We start from the raw sequence: 25405 nt of genomic DNA on the forward strand, positions 1-25405 counted from the left end.
ACTTATGGAATTTTTAAAATTCACAGAAAAAGAAATTTACCTATATAAAATTCAGCTTAACAAGCTGTCAATAATCATTTCTAACCGTCTTGCAAGCAGAACATTGTGTCAAGTGGGACTTGATTTACTGAAAGAAGACTTAATTAGTTATTTGCCAGGCTTTTTTGAAGCTGTCCATATTAAACTGCAGAAACAGATTGATGAATGGTTTAGTTCTTCGAACAGCAATTGCGATTTACATAATTATAGTGAACAACTAACAAAGTAAATGTACCCTTCAATTGATGAAAAGAAACAAAAATAAGACCATATTTCTTAACTAATACTCCCGTTACAAGTATGTTTTTTAACAATAAAAAAGTTATAAGTGTACTTTACATTTTTTTCGTTTTATTGTTTGTTGTCTCTTGTTCATATAATCTTTCAAAAAATATAATTAATGGAAGTTTTGAAGAAGTAGTAGATAATGAACCATCTGGCTGGGTTTCTAATGCGTCTTTAAGTGTAGATAATAATGTTTATTTCGAAGTTGATAAAAATGTTTTCCACAGCGGCAGTAATTCTATCCTAATAGAACTTACAGGCGGAAAGGCTCCTAGGCAAGAAGTTTATAAATTTATAAGAGCTTTAGCTCAATTTGAAACTGAGAAAAAATATAAATTGAGTGGATGGATAAAAGTTTACAAAATAAAAAACTCGCCTTACTTAGAAGCTGAATGTTGGAATAAGAACAAAATGATTGGCTATGCTTCTACAGATAAAATAGCTAAGGTAGTTGGCAACACTAAATGGGAAAATGTTGAAACAATATTTCAAATACCTAAAGAGACCACAAAAGTTCTGATTTTGTTGTGTGTCCCTAGTAAAAATAACATTTACGGCAAAGTTTGGTTTGATGATATTCAAGTCGAAAAAATTGATTGATATTAATTTGCAGAAATCTTAAAAGGAAAAACTCTTTGTAAAAATTTGAGTCAGAGATTTTAAGATTTTTAATTTAATACATAATTCATCTATCGAAAGCATAACATTCTAAAGGATTTTTTGATCTTCCTCATCCCCTTATTTCATGAACAAAAAATAATTAACAACTATATTTTATAATTAACTTAGACGATTCTATTCCAAATGATTTTTTGGGGATTAATAAGCCGTAGTAATAAAATATTCGAAAAAGTAAACATAACATAACTAAATAAAATTCAAAATAATTCGATAATAAAGTTGAATAATTGTCGGAATTTTTAATTAAGCCAAAATAAAAATGCAGAACGAACTTTCTTCATTGGATATAAATCATGGTGATTACAACATTGATGTAGATGAGAATTTAATACTGAAGTTTAACAGTATCGCAAAAAAAATTTTATTATACGAAGGTGAGCAATCAAAAGCAGAATTAATTAAAAAAGCTAACAAGTATTACTCGTTAACTAGAGGATATGGCGATGACGAGTACTTCCTAGAAATTGATAATGCATACATTTTTTGGCAGTTCAATTCTTCCTTAAATAAAGCAATTAAAGATTCGCTCAAGCTTAACAATAAAGCTCATTCCGAAGACAGTGCACTTTATGGTTTGTACGAATTATTTACAAAGTGGACGTTAGCAAAAGATATAAAGGAAAGGGAAGTTTTAGCTAAATTAATATTAGAATTGACCGAAAAGAAAAGGTATTTAAAGAATTTTTTGAGTTTAGTGTTTCAATCTGCAATTTACACCTATAGTGAGCTTTATTTTGATGGGGTTACAGCAGTAGAACTTTTATTTCAAGCAGCAGACTACATTCAAAAGTTGAATTTATCTGCAGAACAGAAAGAAGAATTGAGTTACTACCTTCAAATATTTAGGGGATTTGCTCAATATTACGACAAACAGTATGAAGCTGCATCACAAGAATTTGAAAAAGCATCCTTAAATAAAAGGTTTGCTTTGAATGCTAAATTTTACCAAGCACTTGCTGAAGTTAAGTTACTCAATTATGATTCAGCTGCTAACTTAGTTAAGAGTTTGTTTGATTTTGAAATGGAAAAAATTAATAATGCTATTAAAAATAAGAACTTACCTCTTTTTAGATTCCTTCTTGAAGAAAACACAATAAGAAGCTTTTTTAAATACAAAGAATTCACTCACATTATCGACTATTTGGAGTTTGAGATAAAAAACAGGAGTGAGTTTGCTGATGAATTATATAGAACGCTAAAAAGCAAGCTTGTCGATTTTGGAAATATCGATTTTACAACTAAACCCGATGAAAAGCTTCTCTCGGGCATTATCTTTATTAAAAATGCTATTGTGGACTTTAATAAAGCTGACCCAGTTTTTAGTATGACTTTGAAATTGTTTGAAGATTTTTTTAATGAAGAAATAAATTCCATTATTAATTACATTGAGCAAAGGTATGAGTCTAACATTAAAGAAAAACTTTTAATATATGATAACGAAATTGAAGAGAGCACAAAAATAATTAATCAACTTGAACATGAAATTGAGTTAAGTAAACAAAACATAAAAAAGAAATATGAATCGGCTATTAACTTATATAATGAAAATGTAAATTCAACAATTAATTTTTATGAGAAAAAGATTAAGGATTTAGAGAGTAGTAAACAATACGACATTGCAGAAGGAGTTAAAAGCGGCATAATATATAATATTTTTTTTACAATAATAATTTTTTTAGTGATTGGCTTTGCTACTTACACAAATTATAATTTAGAAGCTAAAGAATTTAGAGAAGCTATTTCATCGGTGTTAATTTTAGGATTGAAGTGGGCGCTTGTTACTTTTTTAATTGGTTTGCTTTTTACTTTTTTAAGTGTATTTGGTAATGCAATGGAGAAAAGTAGAATAAAAAAGAAGCTGCAGAACAAAATAGATTATCTTAACAAAAAAAAATTATCTGATACACAGCAAATTCAAAAAGAGATTGAAGAACTTGAAGAAAAAATAGTAAAAAAATGGAAACTCAAAATAGTATTTCATGAAAGCAGAATTGAGCAGCTAAAAAAGGAAAAAGCAGAGAAGGAAGAACAACTTCGCAAAGAAATGGACACAACAAAGCAAGAGGAACTTAAACCATTAAGAAACCTACTTACCCTTTATATTGGCTAATATTAGTCAACTATCTAAATATAAACCTCACTGTACTTAACTTACGCGTATTTTTATGGATTTTTGAATTGGTACGAATTTAGGAGAACTTGGCTAAAAGTTGCCTAAAAAAGTAAGATTTTTTTTAGCAGAATATGGTGGACAAGTAAAGAGTAGAATACCACTGATTCTTATTTATCTAGAATAACTTGGCATAAGGCTTGGCTGGTTTTCAATTGATAAATTACTTTTTAGGCAACCTCGAATACTCAATAAATTCTAAGTATATGAAGAAAATTGTAACAATTACTGGTATTCGTCCCGACTTTATTAGAATGAGTAAAGTGTTTGAAAAATTAGATGAGAATTTTGATCATATTATGATTCATACTGGTCAGCATTATGATGACGAACTGAGTAAAATATTTTTTAATCAATTAAAAATAAGAAAACCCGATTTTATACTAGAAACTGGTAGAAATAGTCAGAATCATTACGAACAGCTTTCTTATTTATCAAAAGAGGTTATTTATTTACTACGCAAGAAAAAGATTGACCCAGAGTTTATAATATTTTTAGGTGATTCGAATTCTGTTATGGTTAGTGCACCTTTGTTCAAAGAAGGATTTAAAATTGCTCATATTGAAGGGGGAATGCGTTCTTATGACCGTCGTATGCCTGAAGAAGTAAACCGTGTAATTTGCGATTATGTCTCAGACCTTATATTTGTTTACACCCCTTTGTATAAAGAACGTTTAGTTAAAGAAAACAAGAATCCAAAACAAATTTTTGTGGTAGGCAATACAATAGTGGAAGTGGTTAAGCAATATATGCCGACTGGTCAGAGATCGAAAGATTATATTATTGCTGATATACATAGAAACGAAAATTTAAAAAGTCCTGAACAATATAACCATATACTCAATTATCTTGAATTATTAGGTAAGAAGACTGGGTTGCAAGTACGACTCGTAAAATTTAATAGAGCAGTTAGACTAATTAACAAATACAAATTGCTCGAAGATAAAAAGAATATTAAGCTAACAGGCCCTTATGGCTTTCTTGATTACTTGAATTTGCAATACAATGCCTATGGAGTTGTGTCGGATTCTGGGACAAGTCAAGAAGAATGTCCTTTATTAGGTGTCCCGGTTGCGGTCCCAAGAAATTATACTGAAAGACCTGAATCTGTTGAAAATGGGAACAGCATTTTAGTTGGAGAGACTGAACCATTGAATAAAATGGTAAGAAATACAATGGAATTTTTTGAGTCTTATTCCATCTCAAAAGAAAAACTCAAATGGCTTGGAGATGGCAAAACATCCGAAAAAATTATTAACATCTTAAAGAGGAAACTAAAATGAAAAATGTTCTGGTAGTAGGCGGTGCAGGTTATGTAGGGGGTGCTATAACAGATTTATTATCAGAATCAAATTATAATGTAAGAGTATATGATGCTTTATTATACGAAGATTCATTTAGAAAACCCGTCGATTTTGTTTATGGGGACGTTCGAGATACAGCTAAGCTAAAGCCGCAGCTCAAATGGGCAGATGCTGTTGTGTGGCTTGCTGCTATTGTAGGGGACGGAGCTTGCCAGTTAAATCCTAAATTAACTAAGTCGATAAATCAGGATTCTGTTTCCTGGTTAGCAGATAATTATGACGGCAGAATTATTTTTATGTCGACTTGCTCTGTCTATGGTGCACAGGATAAAGAACTAGATGAAAATTCACCGACTAATCCTTTGTCACTTTATGCCGAAACAAAACTAAATGCAGAAAAATTTTTAAAACATAAAAACGCAGTAATTTTCCGTCTCGGTACCTTATTTGGTGTCGGGGATCTTTATTCAAGAATACGTCTTGATTTAGTAGTGAATATTTTAACAGTTCGAGCATATGTAGAGGGACAGATTAATGTTTTTGGAGGCGACCAATTTCGTCCTTTGCTGCATGTTAAGGATGTAGCACGTGCTGTAAAGATGAATATTGAAACTGACCATAAAGGGGTATTTAATTTAGCGCGTCAGAATGTTCGTATAATGGATTTAGCTTATCAAGTTCGAATGCATTTCCCTGATTTAATTATTGAACATACCGATATGCCTTTTCAAGATACACGCAATTATCGAGTATCATCTCAAAAAGCTAAAGATACATTTGGCTTTAAGTCAATTCATTCTATCGATGAAGGGATTGAAGAATTAAAATACTTAGTGGAGACTAAAAGAATAAAAGATCTTAAAAGTCCTCGCTATTCAAACCAAGCATATTTAAAAGAACATTATGATGAACTAATGAGCCAAAAATTTAAAGAGGTAGAAGCTGCATGAACATTGATATTAAACCAGAATTAATAAAAGGTGGTTTAGCTGTAGATGATAGAGGAGCAGTTAGTTTTGTCAATGATTTTAATTTCATAGGTATCAAAAGATTTTATACTGTAGAAAATCATCAACAAGGATTTGTCCGAGCGTGGCATGCTCATAAAAACGAAGCAAAATATATAATGGCAATTAAGGGTTCAGCTCTTATTGGTGCAGTTCAAATTGATAACTGGGATAATCCTTCTAAGGACAGCAAAGTTTATCGGTTTGTATTATCTGATAAGTCTCCTGCTGTATTATTTATTCCACCAGGCTTTGCTAATGGTTTTATGTCACTAACTGATGATACTAAGCTAATGTTCTTTTCAACTTCAAAATTAAATGAAAGCCTGAACGACGATTATCGATATGACTCCCGTTATTGGGACCCCTGGAAAATTGAAGAGAGGTAATAATGGAAAAAATACTAATAATTGGTTCAACTGGAATGCTGGGCTATGCTGTAAGTTCTTATTTTAAGTACCGTGGGTATTATGTAGTAGAGTTATCAAGAAACGAATTTGATATTGCATCTGAACCTATTGAGAAATTAGAAACATATTTGAATGGAATAGATGCAGTTATAAATTGTGCTGGGGTAATTAAACCAACAATTTCTAAAAATTCAGTAGAAAATGTATTAAAAATAAATTCCATATTTCCGAGAAATCTTGCCAGACTTTGTAATAAAAAAGGGATTAAGTGTTTTCATATTACAACAGATTGTGTTTATTCGGGTAAAAAAGGCAAGTATACAGAAGAAGATTATTTCGATGCAGAGGACTTATACGGTTTAAGTAAAATTGCTGGTGAAACGAATGATTGTATGGTTATTCGTACCTCAATTATTGGCGAAGAAAATAGCAACAGCAGGTCGCTTCTTGAATGGGCAAAAAGTCAAGCAGGTAAAGAAGTAAATGGATTTACAAATCATCTATGGAATGGTGTTACAACTCTCTACCTTGCAGAAATCATTGAAAAAATTTTGAAAAATAATTTATACCAAAAAGGAATATTTCATATTTATTCACCGGATACAGTTAATAAATATGAACTGCTTAATATTTTCAATGAAGTTTATGATTTGAAGTTGAAGATAAATCCAGTTGAAGCAAAGGAATCAGTTGATAGAAGTCTTGCGAGTATTTTCCCTCTTGCATCTAAAATATGTACGAAAATGTTAGACCAACAAGTTAGAGAGATGAGTGAATTTTTTAAACTAAAGGAAGAATATCATGGAGCTTAACCATGAAAGAAAAGAAAATTGGCATGAAGATTTTATAGTTTATCTTGCTTCTCAATTCAGACCTAAAATTTATGTAGAACTTGGTTTATATCATTGTGAATTATTTAATAAAATGATTCCTTTCGCTGAAATACTTATTGGTGTTGATATATCACCGGAAGCAAGGAAGTGGATGACAATTTCTGAGAAGACAACTTTCATAAATTCATCCACAGACCAATTTGCCGAAGCGTTAAAACGAAATCCAATTTTTATAGATTTGTTGTTTATAGATGCTGATCATTCAAAAGAATCTGTTCTAAAAGATTTTTGGAATTTTTTCCCCTTTGTAAATGATCAAGGATTAATTCTTTTACATGACACTTATCCAAAAAATATTCATTACACTGATAAAAGGTATTGTGGTGACGCTTATCTTGCAGTTGAAGAATTAAAGAAATATCAAAATGAATTTGGGTTTGAGTTGACAACAATCCCAATTCATCCAGGATTATCGATTATAAGAAAAAGAAAAAAACAAATTAGTTGGATTGAAGAACAAGATAAACCTAATGAAGTTAATGAACAACTCATTCTTAAAAATAAAAGATATAAAATTATAGCCATAACACAAGTCTTTAATGAGTTAAGAAAAAGCAATTTAGAACGTTTCTGGAAATATCTTCAACCGGTTGTAGATGGATTAGTTGTTTATGATGACGGAAGTTCTGATGGAAGTTTTGAATATTTATCTGATAAAGCAATGTTTATTTTGAGAGGCGGTGAAAATGACTTTAAGAATGAAATAAATCATAAAAAAGTATTACTTGAGAAAGCTTTAGAGTTAAAACCTGATTTTGTTCTTTGGTTAGATGCAGATGAAGTGTTAACTGCTAACGCAGCAATTGAAATTCAAAACCTTTGCAGATATGCTGATGAAAATGAAATTGATGGAATAAGTTTTCATGAAATAAATTTATGGCGTAGCAATTCTTGGCAGCGAGTGGATAATGCCTACGATGACGGCTGGTTCGTTCGTTTATGGAGAGTTACACAAGACTTGCAATTCCATTCCCAAGAAGCTGGTTTACACCAGCAGCAATATCCTCATAGCATAAAAAAAATTGAAAAAACAGATAAAATTGCAGTAATTCACTATGGTTTTGCTTCGGATAGATCTTTAGCATTTAAGTATCTTGTTTATCGTGCACATGGTCAATCTGGCTGGGCTTTAGAGCGACTTCTTGATGAAAAGACACTTCAACTTAGAAAAGTTAATAAGAAACTTTTTCCTGATTGTTTGTATGTAGAAGATTTACCTCCCAAAAAACGTTCTTTTGAAGAGGCTCTTACAATAATAGAAAATTATAGAGATGAAGTTTTCAAACCGCGCATCTCTATTATCTGCCTTATTTATAAAAGTATTGAATGGCTTGAATTTGTTTACCAGCAAGTTATAAAATATACCGATTTACATGATAAAGAATTTTTCTTTGTTGCAAATGATGCAACTGATGAGGTTCTAAAATATTTAGAGGAAAATTATATTCCTTATTATGTTTGGAATAATTCCGATGAGCAAAAGACTGAATGGTATATAAACAATGTTTACAGAGCGTGGAATTTTGGAGCAAAAAAGGCAAAAGGAGATTACCTTCTTTTTATTAACAGTGATATGGCGTTTACATCCAATTGGATTGAAAATCTTTACAATAAATTAGATGGACACAATTGCGTTACCTCACGTTTAGTTGAAAGCGGTAAGTTTCCCTCAGGGAAATATGGTATAAGTAAAAATTTTGGTCGTTCACTACAAGATTACAATGAACAAGGATTTATAGAATTTGCCAAATCTATTTCAGAAGAAAATTTAAAAGATGGCGGTTTGTTTATGCCGCTTCTTATCAAACGAGAACATTTTGATGCAGTTGGCGGATACCCCGAAGGTAACATTGTTCCCGGTTCTAATCCTTTTCAGCCAATTATTGCTAAAAAGGGTGAGGCATGCATAAGCGGTGATGTGGTGCTGATGCAAAAATTGTCATCAATAGGAATTTTTCATAAAACCGCATTCGATAGTTTGGTTTATCATTTCCAGTGCGGGGAGATGGATTCAATAGATGATGTAAAAATTAAACGTCAATCTAATAGAGTTATTATTGCTAATGATTATCTTAAAGGCAGAATGGGTGAAAAAACCATGTGGGAATTTCTATTAGAAAAACTTCCTAATTCTGCCGGCGTTGATATGGATATTCTTGGCACAACAGAAAACTTTACAGAAAACGCATCAAATTATATTTCAAAAAATTTTCCAGAATCCTCAATTATTATTCAAAATGCCTCTTTTATTGATAGATTAAGCAAAGACAGATTTACAATTTGCTATTTACAAGATAATCTTAGAGCAATGGGAAGATTATCTTATCAGCAAGAAACAAATTTGAAGCATGCTGATTTGCTTGTTACTAATTCAAGATTGACAGCTAAATCTTATCCTGAATACAATTTTGAAATTATTCCAATCGGTGTTGATGATTCACTTTTTAAACCAATGAATAAAAATGAAATGCGTAAAGAGTTTAATTTTCCTAATAAACGGATTGGAATTTTTGTAGGCGACTTCGGTGAAGTAAAAGGTTGGTCGAAAGTAAAAAGTCTTATAGATAATCATCCAGAAATATTTTGGATATTGGTTTCAAAAGATAATCTCTGTTATACACGCGATAATTGTAAGACTTTCAATCGTATTCAGCAAGATTTACTTGTAAAGCTTTTAAATTGTGCTGATTTTTTTATTTTAGGTTCTCCGGTAGAAACACAATGTTTAGCAGCCATAGAAGCATGTCTTTGCAACCTTCCAATTATCATGAGAAATACTGGAATCTTTGCAGATTTTACAGAAGAAGAAAAATCAAAAGTGGGTATTTTTGGTGAAGACTTTGAATATGCTCTGAAAGAAATTGAAAAAAGAAATTTTACTCCTAGAAAGCTGATAATAGAAAAGGGTTTTACTGTAAATGGTATGGTAGATAAATGGAAGAAAGTAATTCAAAAAGCACGATTACTAAGAGAAAATTTAATTAAAAAATCTTATGATGAAAAACCACCATTATTCACAGTTATAATTCCAACCTACAACCATGCGCAATATTTAGGTGCAGCATTGGATAGTCTATTGGCACAAACATTTCGGAATTGGGAAGCAATTATTGTTAACGATGGTAGTACCGATAATACTAAAGAAGTAATCGAAAAATATTTATTGTTGGATAAAAGATTTAGAGCTATTCACAAACAAAACGGCGGAGTTGCCTCCGCTTTAAATGTGGGAATTAATAACGCAAAAGGTGAATGGATTTGCTGGCTCTCTTCAGATGATTTGTTTGAACCAAATAAATTAGAAATTCATTTTAATGCAATAAAAGAAAATCCTGATATTAAATTTTTCCACTCACATTGGTATTTATTAATTGAAGAAACGAAACAAAAAATAGCTCCTGGATTGTGGCTTCAAATACCTCCTACTGAATTTCAAGTTCTTCATTTCTTCTGGGCAAATTATGTTCATGGCAATTCAATAGCTGTCCATAAAAGTGTTTTTGATGATGTTGGTTTGTTCGATGAAACATTACGACAAGGACAAGATTTTGATATGTGGCTGCGTATTTCTTCCAAATATAAAAGCCATTTTATTAATGAAAGAACCTGTGTTACAAGAATTCATAAAGGACAAACTACAAATTCTTTTTTAGAAGGAGGTGTTTTTGATTCGACATACTCATTAATAAGATTTTTAAATGAGAAACCCTTTAATGCACTTTTCCCATTTACAGACTTTAGTAATCCTAATAAAATATTCTCTGCTTTAAATGAAATTGTATTTGTTTTGACCAAAAAAGATGCTTTCTTGTATCGTTGTGGATTTACCTCAGCTTTAGCAGAAAAAACTTTGGAATGGATAAATAATTGCTTGCAGTCTAACATTCGTAAAAAAGCTTATGATTTCCTTGAAGTTATTGTTAAGGATTATTTGGCAAAGCCTCTTAGTGAAGAAGTAAAAAATATTTTGAAATTGTTTTTAAATAGAAAAAAAGTTTTATACAGTAAACATGATTTTATTGAAGATGCCTGTGAGTATGTTAAGCTTTTAGTAGAAAAAGGTAATCAGAAGTATACTGCTGCAATAGAAACATATTTAATGAAAATTTTAAAACATCATAACGAATTAAATAAACAAAGCAAAATTTATAAGCCAATAATAGTTGGTTATGAATCACATGAAAAATATAGCGTTCTTAACACTAAAGATATCATTAAATGGTATGTTGAACCACTTGAGATTAAATTAAATTCAATTAGACATCGATTAGAAATACACTGCCCTGAATGCAATAATAATTTTAATGTCATTATTGAATATGAGATGGTATCAGAACATACGACTTCAAAATTTATTTGTCCCACATGTAAATTAACTTTCGAATTTAGCGATAAAAATTTTGCAGAGGATTTTGTTGCTTTCAATAAAAACAAAACACATGAAGAAAATGTTACTGTTGGAGACATTCCTCACATTGCATTTTTTATTAAGGATGCCTCCGTTGTAGGTGGTGGTACAAAAATATTGTTTAAACATATTGATTGGTTAATTAAACTTGGAGCGGATGTTACCGTTTACTCTTACTCAGCAAAACCAGATTGGATTAAGCAGAAATTAAATTATGTTATAATTAATAGTATAGAAGAAATTGATACTTCTAAAATTAATTTGTTTGTCGTCTTTAGCATTTTTGATTTGCCAGCAGTATTAAATAAGCTGTCCTTATCAAAAGTTGTTCATTTGTGTCAAGGATACGAAGGATATCATTATGGTAGAACATATGAAGAATTGAGAAGTGACAAGCATATTTTAACGATGCTTCATGCGATACCGGTTAAAAATATTTCAGTATCATCTCACCTTGTTAATTTGTTTAAGGAAAAGTTTAATCGTGTATCTGAATACGTTCCCAACAGTGTTGACCATAAGATTTTTAAACCAGGTAAATTAAATGATAATAATACAAAATCGATTTTGTTTATTGGAAATCCTTGGCATCCTCTCAAAGGTTTTAAGTTTTTAGCTTCTGCTATTGTTGCTATCCAAAAATCAAAATACAGGATACAGAACTTGAAATTAAATATAGTAGTTGGTTATGAAACTGAGAATATTAATAAAATACAGGAAGAGTTGAGTAAAGAATTAGACTGTATTGTTGAAATTAGAGAAAAATTAAATAGTGAAAAGGTAGCAGAAGTTATTAGAAACTCAAGTGTAGTTGTTTGTACTTCATGGTATGAAGGTTTTTCAATGCCGCTATTAGAGGCAATGGCTTCAGGTGTTCCTGTAATTACAACAAATAATATGGGCGCTGAAAGTTTTTGCATGCACGAAAGAAACTCGTTTGTAGTCAAATATAATGACCATGAGAATTTTATTAAATATCTTTTAGATATTCTGTACTCACGAATAAATCTTAATCCAATTCTTAGAAATGCATATAGAACATCACTTGAATATAATGAATATAATTCATTGAATGCTTTTATTAATGTATATCAAAATTTGCTCGGATATTCATTCCCAAAAAGTAATGTAGAAAAGTTATTAAATGAAATTATGTTGTTTAATAATTTAACTGAAATAGAGAAGAATAATTATGAAGGGGATTTGTTTGGTAAGAATGTTTCTGTAATTATTCCTGTTTACAATAATGTTGATTATACCAGAATGTGTATTGAATCTTTAATAAGAACTACGCCGCAGCTTGCAGAACTTATAATTATTGATAATAACAGTAAAGATTCTACAAATGATTATCTGACAAAATTGGAGAATGAAGATAGTAGAGTAAAGATAATTAGAAATACCTTAAATGTTGGTTTTCCAAATGCAGTAAATCAAGGACTAAAAGAATCTTCCGCTGAGTTTATAGTTGTAGCAAATAACGATATTATTTTCACTGAAGGATGGACATCGAGGTTTATTGAAATTGCTGATTCAGATAAGAGAATAGGTCTTGTGGGACCCGTTAGTAATTTAGTAAGCGGGGTTCAAATCGATAATGAAGCTAAATATAATTCTATAACTGATATGCATATCTATGCAGAAAAAGTAAAGAATAAAAGAAAAGGTGAATTCTTTGAATTTCCAAGAATTGCTTTCTTATGCACACTCATTAAACGCGAAGTTATTGATAAAATCGGTGGACTTGATGAAAGATTTTCCCCTGGCAATTTTGAAGATGATGATTTTTGCCTGCGTGCTCAACTTGCTGGATTTAAAACTGTAATTGCAAAAGATGTTTTTATTCATCACTTCGGCTCGAAAAGTTTTAAAGCCAATGGTCTGGAAGAGTATTCAAAACGTCTCGAAATTAACAAGCAAATTTTCATTGATAAGTGGGGAGCTGACCCGGAAGAAATTTGGCTAAAGGGGAAAAATTTTAAGAAAAGAAATCTTCTATTTCCTTTGGATAAAGATATATTCGTAGAAAACGTAAAAAGAGCAATGATACTTCTTGAAGAAAAAGATTTTCAATTTGCGCAATTATTTCTTGAAAATGCAATTTATAATTACAACAATTCATCGAAACAAGGATATGAAGAATTGCAATTAGTGGATTTGTTGAACTTGACAGGAAACACTGCCCTGCTGAATGGAGATTTAGAAAAAGCACAGCTGTTCTTCGAAAAAGAACTTCAACTTAATCCCTCTTCTTCACGAGCTTGTTTGGGACTTGCAGAAACTTATTACGCAGCAGAAATGTACAGCGAAGCTAAAACCATGTTCGAATGGGCTTTGAAAAATGACCCGCTTAATGACAAAGCTTTTGATGGTTTAATTAATGCTAACGCAAAACTTAACTTTAACAGCTTTCATTACACATTAGAATCTAACCACTCTGCCGGGAAAATTTCTGAGTCTGAAATTCTAATCGAGAATGGTGAACTGGGAAAAGCAAAGTCTATTCTCTTAGAACTATTGTCAAATAATCCTTTTGATGTGGACGTTCTGAATAATCTTGCTGTGGTTTTTATAATAAAAAAAGAACATGATTTGGTCATTAAACTTTTTGAAAGAATACAAAAAATTGACCCTCAAAACGAAATTGCCTTAGAAAATCTTAATTACTTTAATTCAATTTTAGATGAACAATTTAGACAGGCATAATTAAAATGAAGATAAACCAAAAATCAAAACAAAAGGATTATTACTCATTGGCTGTTGAACTTTATAAAAAAGGAAACTTGCAGAATGCTGTGGCCCTTCTCAATCAGATTATTAAAAGTAACCCTAATGATTTTAATGCATTAAATTTTTTGGGCGGTATTTATTTTACTAATGGTGATTTCCATAAATCAATTAACTATTTTCAAAAAGTTGTTTCGTTATTCCCGTTTCATCCAACGGCATATTATAATTTGGGACTTTCGTTTCAAAGCATTGGACAAGATGAAAAAGCTGAAGAGTGCTATAAGAAAGCAGTTAAAATTGATCCACACAATCTTAACGCGCTTAATAATCTCGGTGTAATTTGTCTTCATCAAAATAGAAAAACTGAGGCATATGATTATTTCCAAAAAATAATTACTATTGATAGAAAAAATTCAAATGCATTTAATAACTTGGGTAACATTAAAACTGTAGAGAAAAATTACTCAGAAGCTGAATCATACTATTTAAAAGCAATTGAAATCCAGCCAGATAATACAACATACCTTTTTAACCTCGCTAATTGCTATCTGAACCTAGAAAAATTTGATGAATCAATAAAGGTTTTAAATAAGATTATTGAATTAAATCCAGCTTACTATCAAGCTTATAATCATTTGGGTGTTTGTTTAATTAATAAAAAAGAATTTACTGAAGCTATAACCTATTTGGAAAATTCAATTAAATTGAAAAATGACTTTTGGGAAGCGTATCATAATCTCGGCTTATGTTATGAAAAATTGGGAAGAAATTCTGATGCTGTTTCATTGTATAAACATGCTCTTGAAATAAATAAAAATAATCCTAATACGATTATCAAACTTTCTCATGTTTTTCTTGAGGAAGGGAATTATGCGGAATCGGAAAAATATCTTAACGAAATAGTAGATGAAAATGCAAAGGTAGTCTCCTATGTTAACACAGCTGTTTCTAAGATTAGGCAGGGAAATCTGGAAGAAGCTATCGCTTATTCAGCGAAAGCACTTAAAGAAAATGACCAAATTGCTGTAACACATTATAATTTTTCACATGCTTTGTTATTGCTTGGGAATTTTAAAGAAGGCTGGAAAGAATACGAGTGGCGTAAGCAGGTTGAAGGGTTTGCCAAACGAGAATTCTCAAGACCAGAATTGACTAAAGAATTGCTTAAATCAGCTGCAAATAAAAAAATTCTTGTTTGCTCTGAACAAGGGTTTGGCGACACTTTTCATTTTATTAGATTCTTGCCTAAACTCAAAAGTCTTGGGTGTTATGTAATTTTTGAATGCGAATCGTTGCTCGCCTCATTATTAAAGAATTGTTCGGGTTTTGATCAACTTATAATTAAAAAGAACGATTTGAGCGAACCTCAAATTGAATATGATTATTTTGTTTATTTATTAAGTCTCCCAGGTTTATTTGATACAGATTTAACTAATATCTCAGCAAACATTCCTTATATTTTTGTTGAAGCAGAAAAGATTGATAAATGGAAATCCATTGTTGGCAATGATAATAAATTAAAGGTAGGTATCGTTTGGGCTGGCAACCCGAATCATAAAAATGATAGAAACAGGTCTTGCAGAATAAAACAGTTACAAAGTCTTTTCGAACTACCTTTTGTTCAGTTTTATTCACTCCAAAAAGGGAAAGCTGTAGAACAGCTCTATGAATTGAACAACAGTAATATAATTGACTTAGAAACAAAGTTAACCTCGTTTGATGAAACTGCAGCTGCAATTATGAACTTAGATTTAGTGATAAGTGTAGATACCTCAGTTGCTCATTTGGCAGCTGCACTTGGCAAAAATGTTTGGCTGATGCTGCCGTTCGCACCCGACTGGCGTTGGCTATTGAATAGAACTGATTCGCCGTGGTACCCAACAATGCGTCTGTTTAGACAAAAAGTCGAAAAAGATTGGTCTAATGTTATTGAAGAAATTAAATCGGAATTACTGAACCTCATTGAAATAAAATTTGACAAAAAAGATTTTATAAATTTTACTAAACCTAATAACAATAATTTGTACACAAATAAGATTTTAAACCTTGCTTTGGTAAACGGAGAAAATTATGGCTGGGGTGTATGCAGCAAGTATCTTAAAAAAGAGCTGTCGAAAAAAATCAGCATTAGAAATTTAGATACTAATAATTACAGAAGCACTAAAATAGAAGGCGATGTTTTTCATGCACTAAAAAATATTGATTTTGAAAGCGTTTCAGAAATTAGAGGGGATAGGAATTTTGGCTATACTTTTTTCGAAAGTGAACTTACTGATAAAGCAGTGCAAAATTCACATCTGTACGATATTATTTTTGCCGGGTCAACTTGGTGCAAAGAAAAAATGATAAATGCCGGTATACTTAATTCACAGGTTTTAATTCAGGGAATTGACCCGGAAATGTTTTATCCATCCGACTATGAACGAAATGACAATCTCTTTGTAATCTTTTCGGGCGGAAAATTTGAATTGAGAAAAGGGCAAGACCTTGTGATTAAGGCTTTTGAAATTCTTCATAAAAAATACAGTGATATGATATTAATTAATGCCTGGTATAACTATTGGCAAAATTCAATTAACACGATGGCTTTTTCAAAGTATATTAACTTTGAATTAAGAGGAAACAATTGGCACGATTTTATTGCTAATATTTTTTTTATTAATGGGATTGATACGAAAAGAGTATTTATACTGCCGATAGTTCCTAATGAAAAACTGAGAGAACTTTATATGAAAACTGATGTTGGAATCTTTCCCAACAGATGTGAAGGAGGAACTAACCTGGTTTTAATGGAATATATGGCCTGCGGTAAACCTGTAATTGCTTCGTACAACACTGGGCATAAAGATATTTTAACCGAAAATAATTCTATAATGCTTAAGGAGATGAAAGAATTTAAACTTTATGACAACAATAAATTAATAGCAGAGTGGGAAGAGCCTTTATTGGATGAAATTATAAGTAAAATAGAATATGCATATAACAATCGAGAACAATTGAAAATAATTGGCAAACGAGCTGGCGAGTATATGAAAAACTTCACTTGGGAAAAAACAGCGGATAACTTATTAAGCAAAATTTACAATTAATATATGGTTGGAAATGATAACTCTTAGTATGATAGTAAAAAATGAAGAGAAGTACTTGGAAGCTTGCCTCGATTCGGTTAAAAACGTAGTGGATGAAATTGTAGTAGTGGATACTGGTTCGACCGACTCTACTAAAAAAATAGCATATAAATACGGCGCTAAAGTATATGATTTTGAATGGATTAATGATTTTTCTGCAGCAAGAAATTTTGCATTAAGTAAATCTAATGGCGATTGGATCTTGTACCTGGATGCTGATGAAAGATTGAATAGTAAGTGCATTGATGAATTAAAAAAAATTTGTACCGCAAGAAATGATAAAGCATATCTTTGTAAAATTATAAATCTGGATGACACGCGCGGTCGACCTTCTATAATGAGTTATGTGAGGTTATTTCCTAAATTGGAAGGAGTTAAGTTTGAAGGTAAAATTCATGAGCAAATTGAACCGTCACTTATCAAAAATAAAATACCCATTGAAAAATCTAATATTGAAATAATTCACGTAGGCTATGATATTCAAAATAAAGAGCTTAAACGAAAAGCGAATAGAAATCTTGAAATTCTTTATAAAGAATACGAACGCACTAAATCAGCTTATTACGCCTTTCAAATAGCGCAATCGCTTCATATACTGGATAATGAAGCTGAGGCAATAAAATATTTTTTGGAGGCTTTAAAAGACAATAATCTTAAAAATGAATATAAAGCTACGGCTATGCGATCGCTTGCAGTTTATCTTTTAGACCAGCAAGACCTAGATACTGCACGAGAATATATTGAAAAGTCAATAAAGACTGACCCTTACCAACCACTTTCGTATTTAGTAGCAGCTAAGATTTATGCAATGCTTAAAGATGCCTCTAAGGCAATTGACTTTGTGAAAAGCGCTCTTAAATTAAATAGGCAGCAAGTGTTAACTTCACAAAATATATTAGTCGATGAGTATACTGTTCTTTATTTGGGATTGACAATAGCTGCAAAGTTTGATGATTTGCAAAGCTTGAATTATTTTCTTGGGCTCTTTGAAAAATTATCTAATGCACTCAAAATAAAAAGCAAAATTGTCGAGTTAAGTTTAATAAGAAAATTATTAACAAAAACTTTATTATCGAACGAGGAAATAGAAAGTTTAATAGAACAATTAAATAAAGATAACATTGAATTGTTTATTACCTTATTTAAGAAAAATAATGTAAATAACTATAGCTCATTTATAGAGAAAGCCTTAAAAGTTTTGCCGGACTTAACCACCTTATCCAAGGAATATTGTTTAATATTAATGGACCAAAAGCAATTTGATAAAGCTGAATCACTTCTTAGTAAGATACTTTCAGAATCAAATAATGATTTGCAGGCGATTATGTACTTAATTGCTGTTTATTTGGAGACTAACCAAATTGAAAAATTAATGTCGTTTGTAGATGATAATAAACAGCTCCTTTCAACAAATCCTTTTCTTGCTCAAAAGTTAAATACTTTGCTTCAACAAGTGATTAGGGGAAAGTAAATCATCCATGTAGGGGCGAGGTCCTCTCGCCCAAGCACCAGTTTTCACCAACTGTAGGGGCTGGGTCTCCCAGCCCCTACATTTGTAATTAGCGCATTAAACTAAAAAGTCTGCCGTATTCTGCAGAATCTGTAAAATCTGTGATATTTTTGACTATTACCTTTTTCATTTCCGAACTCTTCCTATATATGTTTCTACTGAATATGGCTTTATATGGTTTACAAATGAGCCAGAGGTTCATCAGCTTTTGGCTGATAAGCTAATAAGGTTTGTAATTTAGTTTGTCAATCATTATTACTAAGGTTATGTAAAAATTCCTCGTTCTTAATTGCAATCCACAACTGGAATCCACCCACGAAGTGGTTGATTCCCACACTTCGTGGGTGCTGAATTCTCAAAGCTTTCAATAGAGTAATAATACTCTATAATACCATAAACAAAACTTAATTTTATTTTTGACCTAACCTTAGTAACATCACTTAACTAAAATGAAGTTTAACCTTATTACCTTATTCTTAATTTTTCTTTCTTCAAAAAATTCTTAAATACGAAGCGTTGTGGTCAATGCAAATGCACCACTTCGTGGGGAGACCTCGAGCCTATAACCGTTAATTCATCCGTTTACATTTCTACATGTAGCTGTAGGGTCGGGGTAACCCCGACCCTACAGCCGCTGAACCATCCGCTTTTAATGGACTGGTGCAACATGATTGGTCGGGAAAACCCCGACCCTACAGCTGTTGAATCATCCGTTTTCATCGATGTATGGGCAAGGTCTCCTTGCCCTAATTGTCTTTTAATCACAGTAGGGACGAGCCCTTGCATCTCTATCATTTTTATGAAGAAGAAAAGCATTCAAAAAATTATGCTAACGAATGCTAAACTTTTGATACTGGATAACGATAATGTAAGTGAGAAATAAATCTCATTAATTAAACAAAACGAGCATGGAAGCTCGATAAACTAAAACCAAGGAGGTATTAAATGTCACTTTTTCAAATCAACACAAACGTTGAAGCATTAAAAGCTTATAATGCTTTAGCGAAAGTCAACGCACAAGCTGCAAAAGCTCAATTACGTCTTGCTTCTCAAAAAAGAATTAATTCTGTTGCCGATGATACATCTGGTTACCGAGTAGGCAAAGAATTAGAAGCAAAGGTTTCAGTTATGAAAGCTGCTCAAGGCAATATTGGTGCAGCTAAAGACTTGCTTGCTACTGCTGAATCTGCACTTTCTAATATCAACGACCTGTTAATTCAAGTAAAAGCTAAAGTTGCAGATGCAAATGATCCAAGCAAAAATCTTACTGCTATTGCTAATGACGTAGTAGCGCTTGGCAATGAAATTAGTTCAATTTTCACGAACACTAAATTTAATGATACTGCACTTTTGTCTGGTACAGGATATAGCTCATCCTTTACATTCCAAACAGGTGTATCTGAATCTACAACTGTTAATTTTGGTACATTGAATACAATTGATCTTTCAACTATAACCGGCGCTACTTCAAGCAGTGTAAGTACCCTTAATGTAGACACCATTATTAGCACCATACAAGATGCACTTGGCAGTATAGGTAATTACACCCAAAGATTTGATGTAAAGAATGATTATTTAACTGCAGCTATTTCAAATGCTACAGCGTCGGTAAGTAGGTTATTTGATGCTGATGTGGCATTGGAGCAGTTAAATGCAACTAAAGCTCAAATTGGTTCTCAAGTTGCTACTGCAATGCTTGCTCAACTTAATTCGCAGCCTCAAAACATCTTAGCTTTATTCAGATAATGATTAGTTCAATGATACCCCCAGTATTGGCTGGGGGTATTTTCTAATAAATATTTCGGAGTTTGTTATGAATCTTCCTTCCTATTCCCTTAATACTAAGTCGAAGTTAAACACATATATAGAAAAAGAAATACTTGAAGCTAATCCTAAACAGTTGCTGATTAAAATTTATGATAATGCTATTGTTAACTGCCAGAGAAAAGATATTGCTAAAACTAACAGAGCCATTCAAGAACTAATTAATAGTCTTAATTTCGAAGATGAATCTGCAAAAGGAATTTCTATTGGATTATTGAAACTGTATTTATTTTGCCAAGAGCAAATGAGAAGTCGAAATTATGAAATAGTGTATAAAATACTACGGGAACTCAGGCAAACTTGGATAGATGTTTTTAATTCAGCCAATTAGTTAGGTGACAAAAGTGGATATTTTATCTACCTCATATATTGATTCACTAGTGCAGTCTTATATTACTAGTCAAAAGAATCTTCTTTTGACTAATCTAACTACGCGAAAGGACAAATATCAAAAAATAAATTCAGCATATACAACAATAGCATCCAAGTTAGATCAGCTGAAAAGTTCCTTAGAAGGATTTAGAGCTACTGGCAGCGACTCGCTATTTAGTGCTAAAACTGCTAATACATCGAATTCAGATTTTGTTACTGCATCTGCATCAAATACAGCATCAGTAGGAAGTTATAATATCCGAGTTAATCAACTTGCAAAAAATGATATTGTTATTTCATCAGACTTAGCTTCATCCACAAGTAATGCAATAACTGGTACACATATTTTTAATATAAAGACTGGTGATGGAAATGGCGGTGAGTATACCAGCACTGTAGAGGTTACATTTGGAACGAGTGAAACAAATCAAACTGTTTTGGAAAAAATAAGGGATGCTATTAACAGCGATGCGGCTGTAGTAAATTCGGCAGTTAAAACCGCTTCAACTAGTTATACTGGTGGGAGCAGTTCATTTGTAATTGATGTAAACGGAACACAGACCACAATCTCAGTAAACGGCGGCGGTACTTACGAACAATTAATTGATGAAATAGTTACTAATATTAATGCTAATGTTTCCGGCGTTCATGCAGAAAAAATATTAGATTCCCCCAATGCCGGTGATGTTTCATTGAGAATTACTCTCTTAAATTCTGGTAATTATATTTCTATATCTCACCTTAGCGGTTTTGATTTGGTAACTGACCTCGGAATTCAGGTTACCAAAGAAAAGGCAGCAAAAGATTTGGTCTCGGCTACTGTTTTTTCACCTACAACTGGTACTTCTCAAATTTCTATATCATCCAAAAATACGGGCTTGGATTACAGAATAACTAATTTATCAGATGTTACCTCTTACTCTGCTTTGTCGAGTATAGGACTTAACCTTGGAACCTCGCGTCCAACTTTTGACCAAGCTACTAATCCAGATACCGCAGGTTTTCTTTATTCAGATGTAACTCAAACTAACAACCTGCTTAACGCTAAATTTAATTTTAACGGAATTGATTTACAGAACAATTCAAATACAGTTAGCAACTTGGTTAGTGGTGTTACTTTTCAACTTAAAAAAGTAATGCAGCCTACCGATACTACGGTTAATGTAAACGTTGTAACTGATACTAATACAATAAAAGGCAAGATTTCAGACTTTATTCAAAAATTTAACGACTCTTACACTTACTTAAGAACTAACACTTTTTCAAGCAGCAGTGGCAGAGGAATACTTATTAGTGATTTTAATGCATTGACGCTTTTGGACTATTTTAGACAAACGGCCGTTACTGAAGTCTCAGGCATTCAGACAGGTAATCTTAAATTTCTGAGTCAAATTGGCATTACTTTTAATTCTGATACAGGTCTCAGCATTTCAGATGAAACTTTGCTGGATGATAAATTATCGAACAGCCTTAGTCAGGTAGTTGACTTGTTTAATTCCACAAACGGAATTGCAAATACATTGTATAACAAAATTAATCCTTATCTTGGCAGCGGCGGTTATTTAAGCAATGCACAGTCTTTATTAAATAACGATATCAATTATTTGACAGATAAAATCAACAGCACTCAAAATAGAATCGATAAAAGTGCTGAGATGCTGAGAAAAAGATATCAGGATTTACAAGCACAACTTGCCAGTCTGTATACATTGCAAAACAGCTTGTTTGGTACAAGTAACATGATTAGCACTCAATGAATATTTCAATACTAAATAAGATTAACAAATTGTTAGATACTGCCGTATATTATCTAGAGACTTTAGATGAGGCTGATAGCGATTATAAACTTACAATGCTAAATAAAGTTGCTCAAGAAATTATTGAAGAGAAAAAGTTTCTTAAAGAAAAATTAGATTCCAACACGCTAAGGGAACTTGAAAAAAAAATTTCTCCTAAGTATAAACTATTAAAAGAAACGCTCGATAATATAATTGAGAAAAAAGAAGAAGAATTAGAAGCTGTTTCATTAAAATTAAAATATATAAAAAACCAAAAAAAATTAACCATTTATACTAGGAGATAAAGTGAAAGTTGAATTTGGAAAACCGAATTTTAACATTTACCAAAATAGAGAAGTTCAAGCAAAGTCCGTAAAAAAGGAATCTGAAGAAAAAACAGATTCTTTTGAAATCTCCGAAAAAGCTAAAGAGTTGAACGAATCGCTAAATTCCGTAACAGACGATACAAAGCTGAACGAAATAAAAAACAAAATTCAGCAAAAATTTTACGACTCTGAAGATGTATTAAATGTTGTTGTCTCACGCATCTTGAAAGATATAAAATAATCTTTCTGCATTTTTTATTAAGAAACATTGAATTTTACTTTTGAAAAAAGTAAATATGTCGTGTTAATTCTGTGGCATATTTACTTTTTATGAAAGACGACTTAATTCAAACAAACAAATTACTAGTATTGGGGAAGCTTACCGCAAGCCTGCTTCACGAAATTAGAAACCCGCTTACAGCTGTTAAGTTAAATTTAGATTACATTAAAATGTATCAGTCTAATTTGCCTGAAGATATTAACAGCTCTTTAGATGATTGCTATAAAGGAATTTTAAACATCCAAAACCTAATAGAACAACTTCTGGGCTTTTCTAAAAAAACAGCTGACCAAGAGGAGTTTATTTCTATTTGCGAAGTTTCTGATACCGCTATTGATTTGGTTAAACAAAGAGCAAATAAAATTAATGTGGAAATAGAAAAATTTTATTCTGATAATGTCCCTAGAATTTATTTTGATAGGAAAAAATTACTCCAGGTCTTCCTTAATCTTATTAACAATTCTGTTGACTCTTTTATTGATAAAGGAAAAATTAAAATTTATATCTATGCTTCTGCTGAAACTGGAAAACCAACTGTTTGTTGGGAAATTCATGATAATGGCTGTGGTATTAAACCAGAAGATAGAGAAAAAATTTTCGAGGATTTTTTTACAAGCAAAAAAAATGGAGTTGGACTTGGATTGGGCCTTTGCAGGTCAATCTTAAATGAGTATAACGCTGAAATTTCATTTACTAGTGAAGTAAATAAAGGGACAACTTTTAAAATAAGATTTAATGGGACAGAGTAAGAATGAATAGGAACAAAATATTAATTGTTGATGACGATGAGCTTGTTTGTACTTCCTTAAAAAAAGCATTAGTTAAATTGGGCTATGAAACTGAAGTTTGTGTAGATGCAAACGATGCATTAGATATTATAAAACGTTTTGAGCCGGATGTAATTCTTCTCGATATTTATTTGACAAAATTAAACGGTTTGGACTTACTAAAAGAAGCTAAGAAAAAGTTCAACCATATTCCTGTAATAATGATTACTGGTTACTCCGATGTTAACATAGCAGTAAAGGCAATTAAATATGGCGCGTATGATTTTTTACTTAAGCCTATAGATTTGGAACAGTTGAACTTTGTGATAAAAAAAGCTTTAGAGAATTTGGCTCTTCGATTAGAAATTGATAAACTGCAAGAAATTTTAGCTTCCGACAAAATTACAAAAGAATACTTTGGACCAAGCAAGAAGATTCAAAAAATTGTTAACATAGCAGAGAAATTGGCTAAAAGTCCCGATACTACAATTTTGTTGGAGGGTGAAAGCGGCACGGGTAAAGAGGTCTTTGCAAAGTTTATCCATCAAAACAGTCCAAGGTACAATAAAGCTTTTGTGAAAATTAATTGTGCCGCTATTCCAAGAGAATTGGCAGAAAGTGAACTTTTTGGACATGAAAAGGGCGCTTTCACTGGTGCCCAGCAAAAAACAAAGCTTGGTAAATTTGAACTGGCAGACGGAGGTACTATATTATTGGATGAAGTTGGTGAGTTGTCTTTGGATTTGCAAGTTAAACTTCTAAGAGTTCTTCAAGAAAAAAAATTCTACCGAGTCGGCGGCGAAAAAGAAATTTCAGTTGATGTGCGAGTTATTGCCGCTACTAATAAAAATCTCGAAGATGAAGTTAATAACGGCAAGTTTCGAGAAGACCTCTATTACAGACTTAATGTAGCTAAAATTCAAATTCCTCCTTTACGCGAGAGAAAAGAGGATATACCTTTTCTCACTTATTCTCTCTTAAAAGAATTAGGCATAAAACTAAATAGAGAAGTGGAATTTGTGGAAGATGAAGTGATTGATTTTCTGAAAAACTATTATTGGAAAGGAAATATTAGAGAACTGCAGAACGCTTTGGAACGTGCAATTTTGTTAATGGACGGCAATCGTTTTAGAATTGATCATATCAATTTTTTAGTCGATAAGTTCGATAAAGAAAATGAAGTTATTAATAAAGACGAATTTTTATTGAAAATACCTTCCAACGGAATAAAAATAGATACTGTTATAAAGAAATTAATTTTAGAAACGCTTAAAATTACTAACGGTAATCAGGTGCGCGCTGCAAAAATTCTTGGACTCTCCCGCTCTAAATTGAGATACCGTATGGAACAACTGGGTATTGAGATTAAGAAGAACATAGCTTAGTAATAATCCTTAAAAACTATCCTACCTTTTTTCTGTTGAGGTCCTGTAAAACGGACGAGCGGAATAGAAGGGGGTGAGGCAATCTCTAAACAACCTTTTTCCTGTCAT

General features: G+C 31.8%; 17 protein-coding genes. All 17 read left to right on the plus strand.

Going from position 1 to position 25405, the window contains the following annotated elements; translation table 11 throughout:
• Window positions 1-4 precede the first annotated feature (4 nt).
• Complete coding sequence (locus ABRY23_12160) at window positions 5-268, plus strand: hypothetical protein (protein MFA3783805.1); 264 nt, start codon at window positions 5-7, stop codon at window positions 266-268.
• Window positions 269-339: 71 nt separating this feature from the next.
• The gene (locus ABRY23_12165; protein ID MFA3783806.1) at window positions 340-924 is read left to right on the plus strand and encodes a carbohydrate binding domain-containing protein; all 585 of its coding nucleotides are present in this window, start codon (window positions 340-342) and stop codon (window positions 922-924) included.
• Between the two features lie 340 nt (window positions 925-1264).
• Window positions 1265-3115 carry a hypothetical protein gene (locus ABRY23_12170; GenBank protein MFA3783807.1) on the plus strand — a complete coding sequence of 617 codons (1851 nt, stop codon included), beginning with the start codon at window positions 1265-1267 and terminating at the stop codon, window positions 3113-3115.
• Window positions 3116-3330: 215 nt separating this feature from the next.
• A complete protein-coding gene (gene wecB / locus ABRY23_12175; protein MFA3783808.1) occupies window positions 3331-4458 on the plus strand; it encodes a non-hydrolyzing UDP-N-acetylglucosamine 2-epimerase in 1128 nt (375 codons plus the stop codon).
• Window positions 4455-5429: an NAD-dependent epimerase/dehydratase family protein gene (locus ABRY23_12180; protein MFA3783809.1), complete on the plus strand. Its 975-nt coding sequence runs from the start codon at window positions 4455-4457 to the stop codon at window positions 5427-5429. The genes wecB and ABRY23_12180 overlap by 4 nt, the downstream gene beginning before the upstream one ends.
• Window positions 5426-5875: a dTDP-4-dehydrorhamnose 3,5-epimerase family protein gene (locus ABRY23_12185; protein MFA3783810.1), complete on the plus strand. Its 450-nt coding sequence runs from the start codon at window positions 5426-5428 to the stop codon at window positions 5873-5875. Before ABRY23_12180 ends, ABRY23_12185 begins: the two co-directional genes overlap by 4 nt.
• A gap of 2 nt (window positions 5876-5877) precedes the next feature.
• Complete coding sequence (locus ABRY23_12190) at window positions 5878-6708, plus strand: dTDP-4-dehydrorhamnose reductase family protein (GenBank protein MFA3783811.1); 831 nt, start codon at window positions 5878-5880, stop codon at window positions 6706-6708.
• A complete protein-coding gene (locus ABRY23_12195) occupies window positions 6698-13903 on the plus strand; it encodes a glycosyltransferase (GenBank protein MFA3783812.1) in 7206 nt (2401 codons plus the stop codon). The genes ABRY23_12190 and ABRY23_12195 overlap by 11 nt, the downstream gene beginning before the upstream one ends.
• 5 nt (window positions 13904-13908) lie before the next feature.
• Window positions 13909-17016: a tetratricopeptide repeat protein gene (locus tag ABRY23_12200; protein ID MFA3783813.1), complete on the plus strand. Its 3108-nt coding sequence runs from the start codon at window positions 13909-13911 to the stop codon at window positions 17014-17016.
• Window positions 17017-17044: 28 nt separating this feature from the next.
• A complete protein-coding gene (locus tag ABRY23_12205; GenBank protein MFA3783814.1) occupies window positions 17045-18526 on the plus strand; it encodes a glycosyltransferase in 1482 nt (493 codons plus the stop codon).
• 984 nt (window positions 18527-19510) lie between these two features.
• Window positions 19511-20311: a flagellin gene (locus ABRY23_12210; GenBank protein ID MFA3783815.1), complete on the plus strand. Its 801-nt coding sequence runs from the start codon at window positions 19511-19513 to the stop codon at window positions 20309-20311.
• Between the two features lie 67 nt (window positions 20312-20378).
• Window positions 20379-20720: a flagellar protein FliS gene (locus ABRY23_12215; GenBank protein MFA3783816.1), complete on the plus strand. Its 342-nt coding sequence runs from the start codon at window positions 20379-20381 to the stop codon at window positions 20718-20720.
• A 13-nt stretch (window positions 20721-20733) separates the two neighbouring features.
• Window positions 20734-22518 (plus strand): flagellar filament capping protein FliD, encoded by a 1785-nt coding sequence (fliD, locus tag ABRY23_12220; protein ID MFA3783817.1) that lies wholly within the window; start codon window positions 20734-20736, stop codon window positions 22516-22518.
• Window positions 22515-22844: a hypothetical protein gene (locus tag ABRY23_12225; protein MFA3783818.1), complete on the plus strand. Its 330-nt coding sequence runs from the start codon at window positions 22515-22517 to the stop codon at window positions 22842-22844. The genes fliD and ABRY23_12225 overlap by 4 nt, the downstream gene beginning before the upstream one ends.
• 1 nt (window position 22845) lies before the next feature.
• Complete coding sequence (locus ABRY23_12230; GenBank protein MFA3783819.1) at window positions 22846-23106, plus strand: hypothetical protein; 261 nt, start codon at window positions 22846-22848, stop codon at window positions 23104-23106.
• 89 nt (window positions 23107-23195) lie between these two features.
• Complete coding sequence (locus ABRY23_12235; GenBank protein MFA3783820.1) at window positions 23196-23894, plus strand: sensor histidine kinase; 699 nt, start codon at window positions 23196-23198, stop codon at window positions 23892-23894.
• Between the two features lie 2 nt (window positions 23895-23896).
• Complete coding sequence (locus tag ABRY23_12240) at window positions 23897-25297, plus strand: sigma-54-dependent transcriptional regulator (protein ID MFA3783821.1); 1401 nt, start codon at window positions 23897-23899, stop codon at window positions 25295-25297.
• Window positions 25298-25405: the final 108 nt, after the last annotated feature.

The organism is Melioribacteraceae bacterium 4301-Me, from assembly GCA_041538185.1.
GTDB classification, from domain to species: domain Bacteria; phylum Bacteroidota; class Ignavibacteria; order Ignavibacteriales; family Melioribacteraceae; genus Pyranulibacter; species Pyranulibacter aquaticus.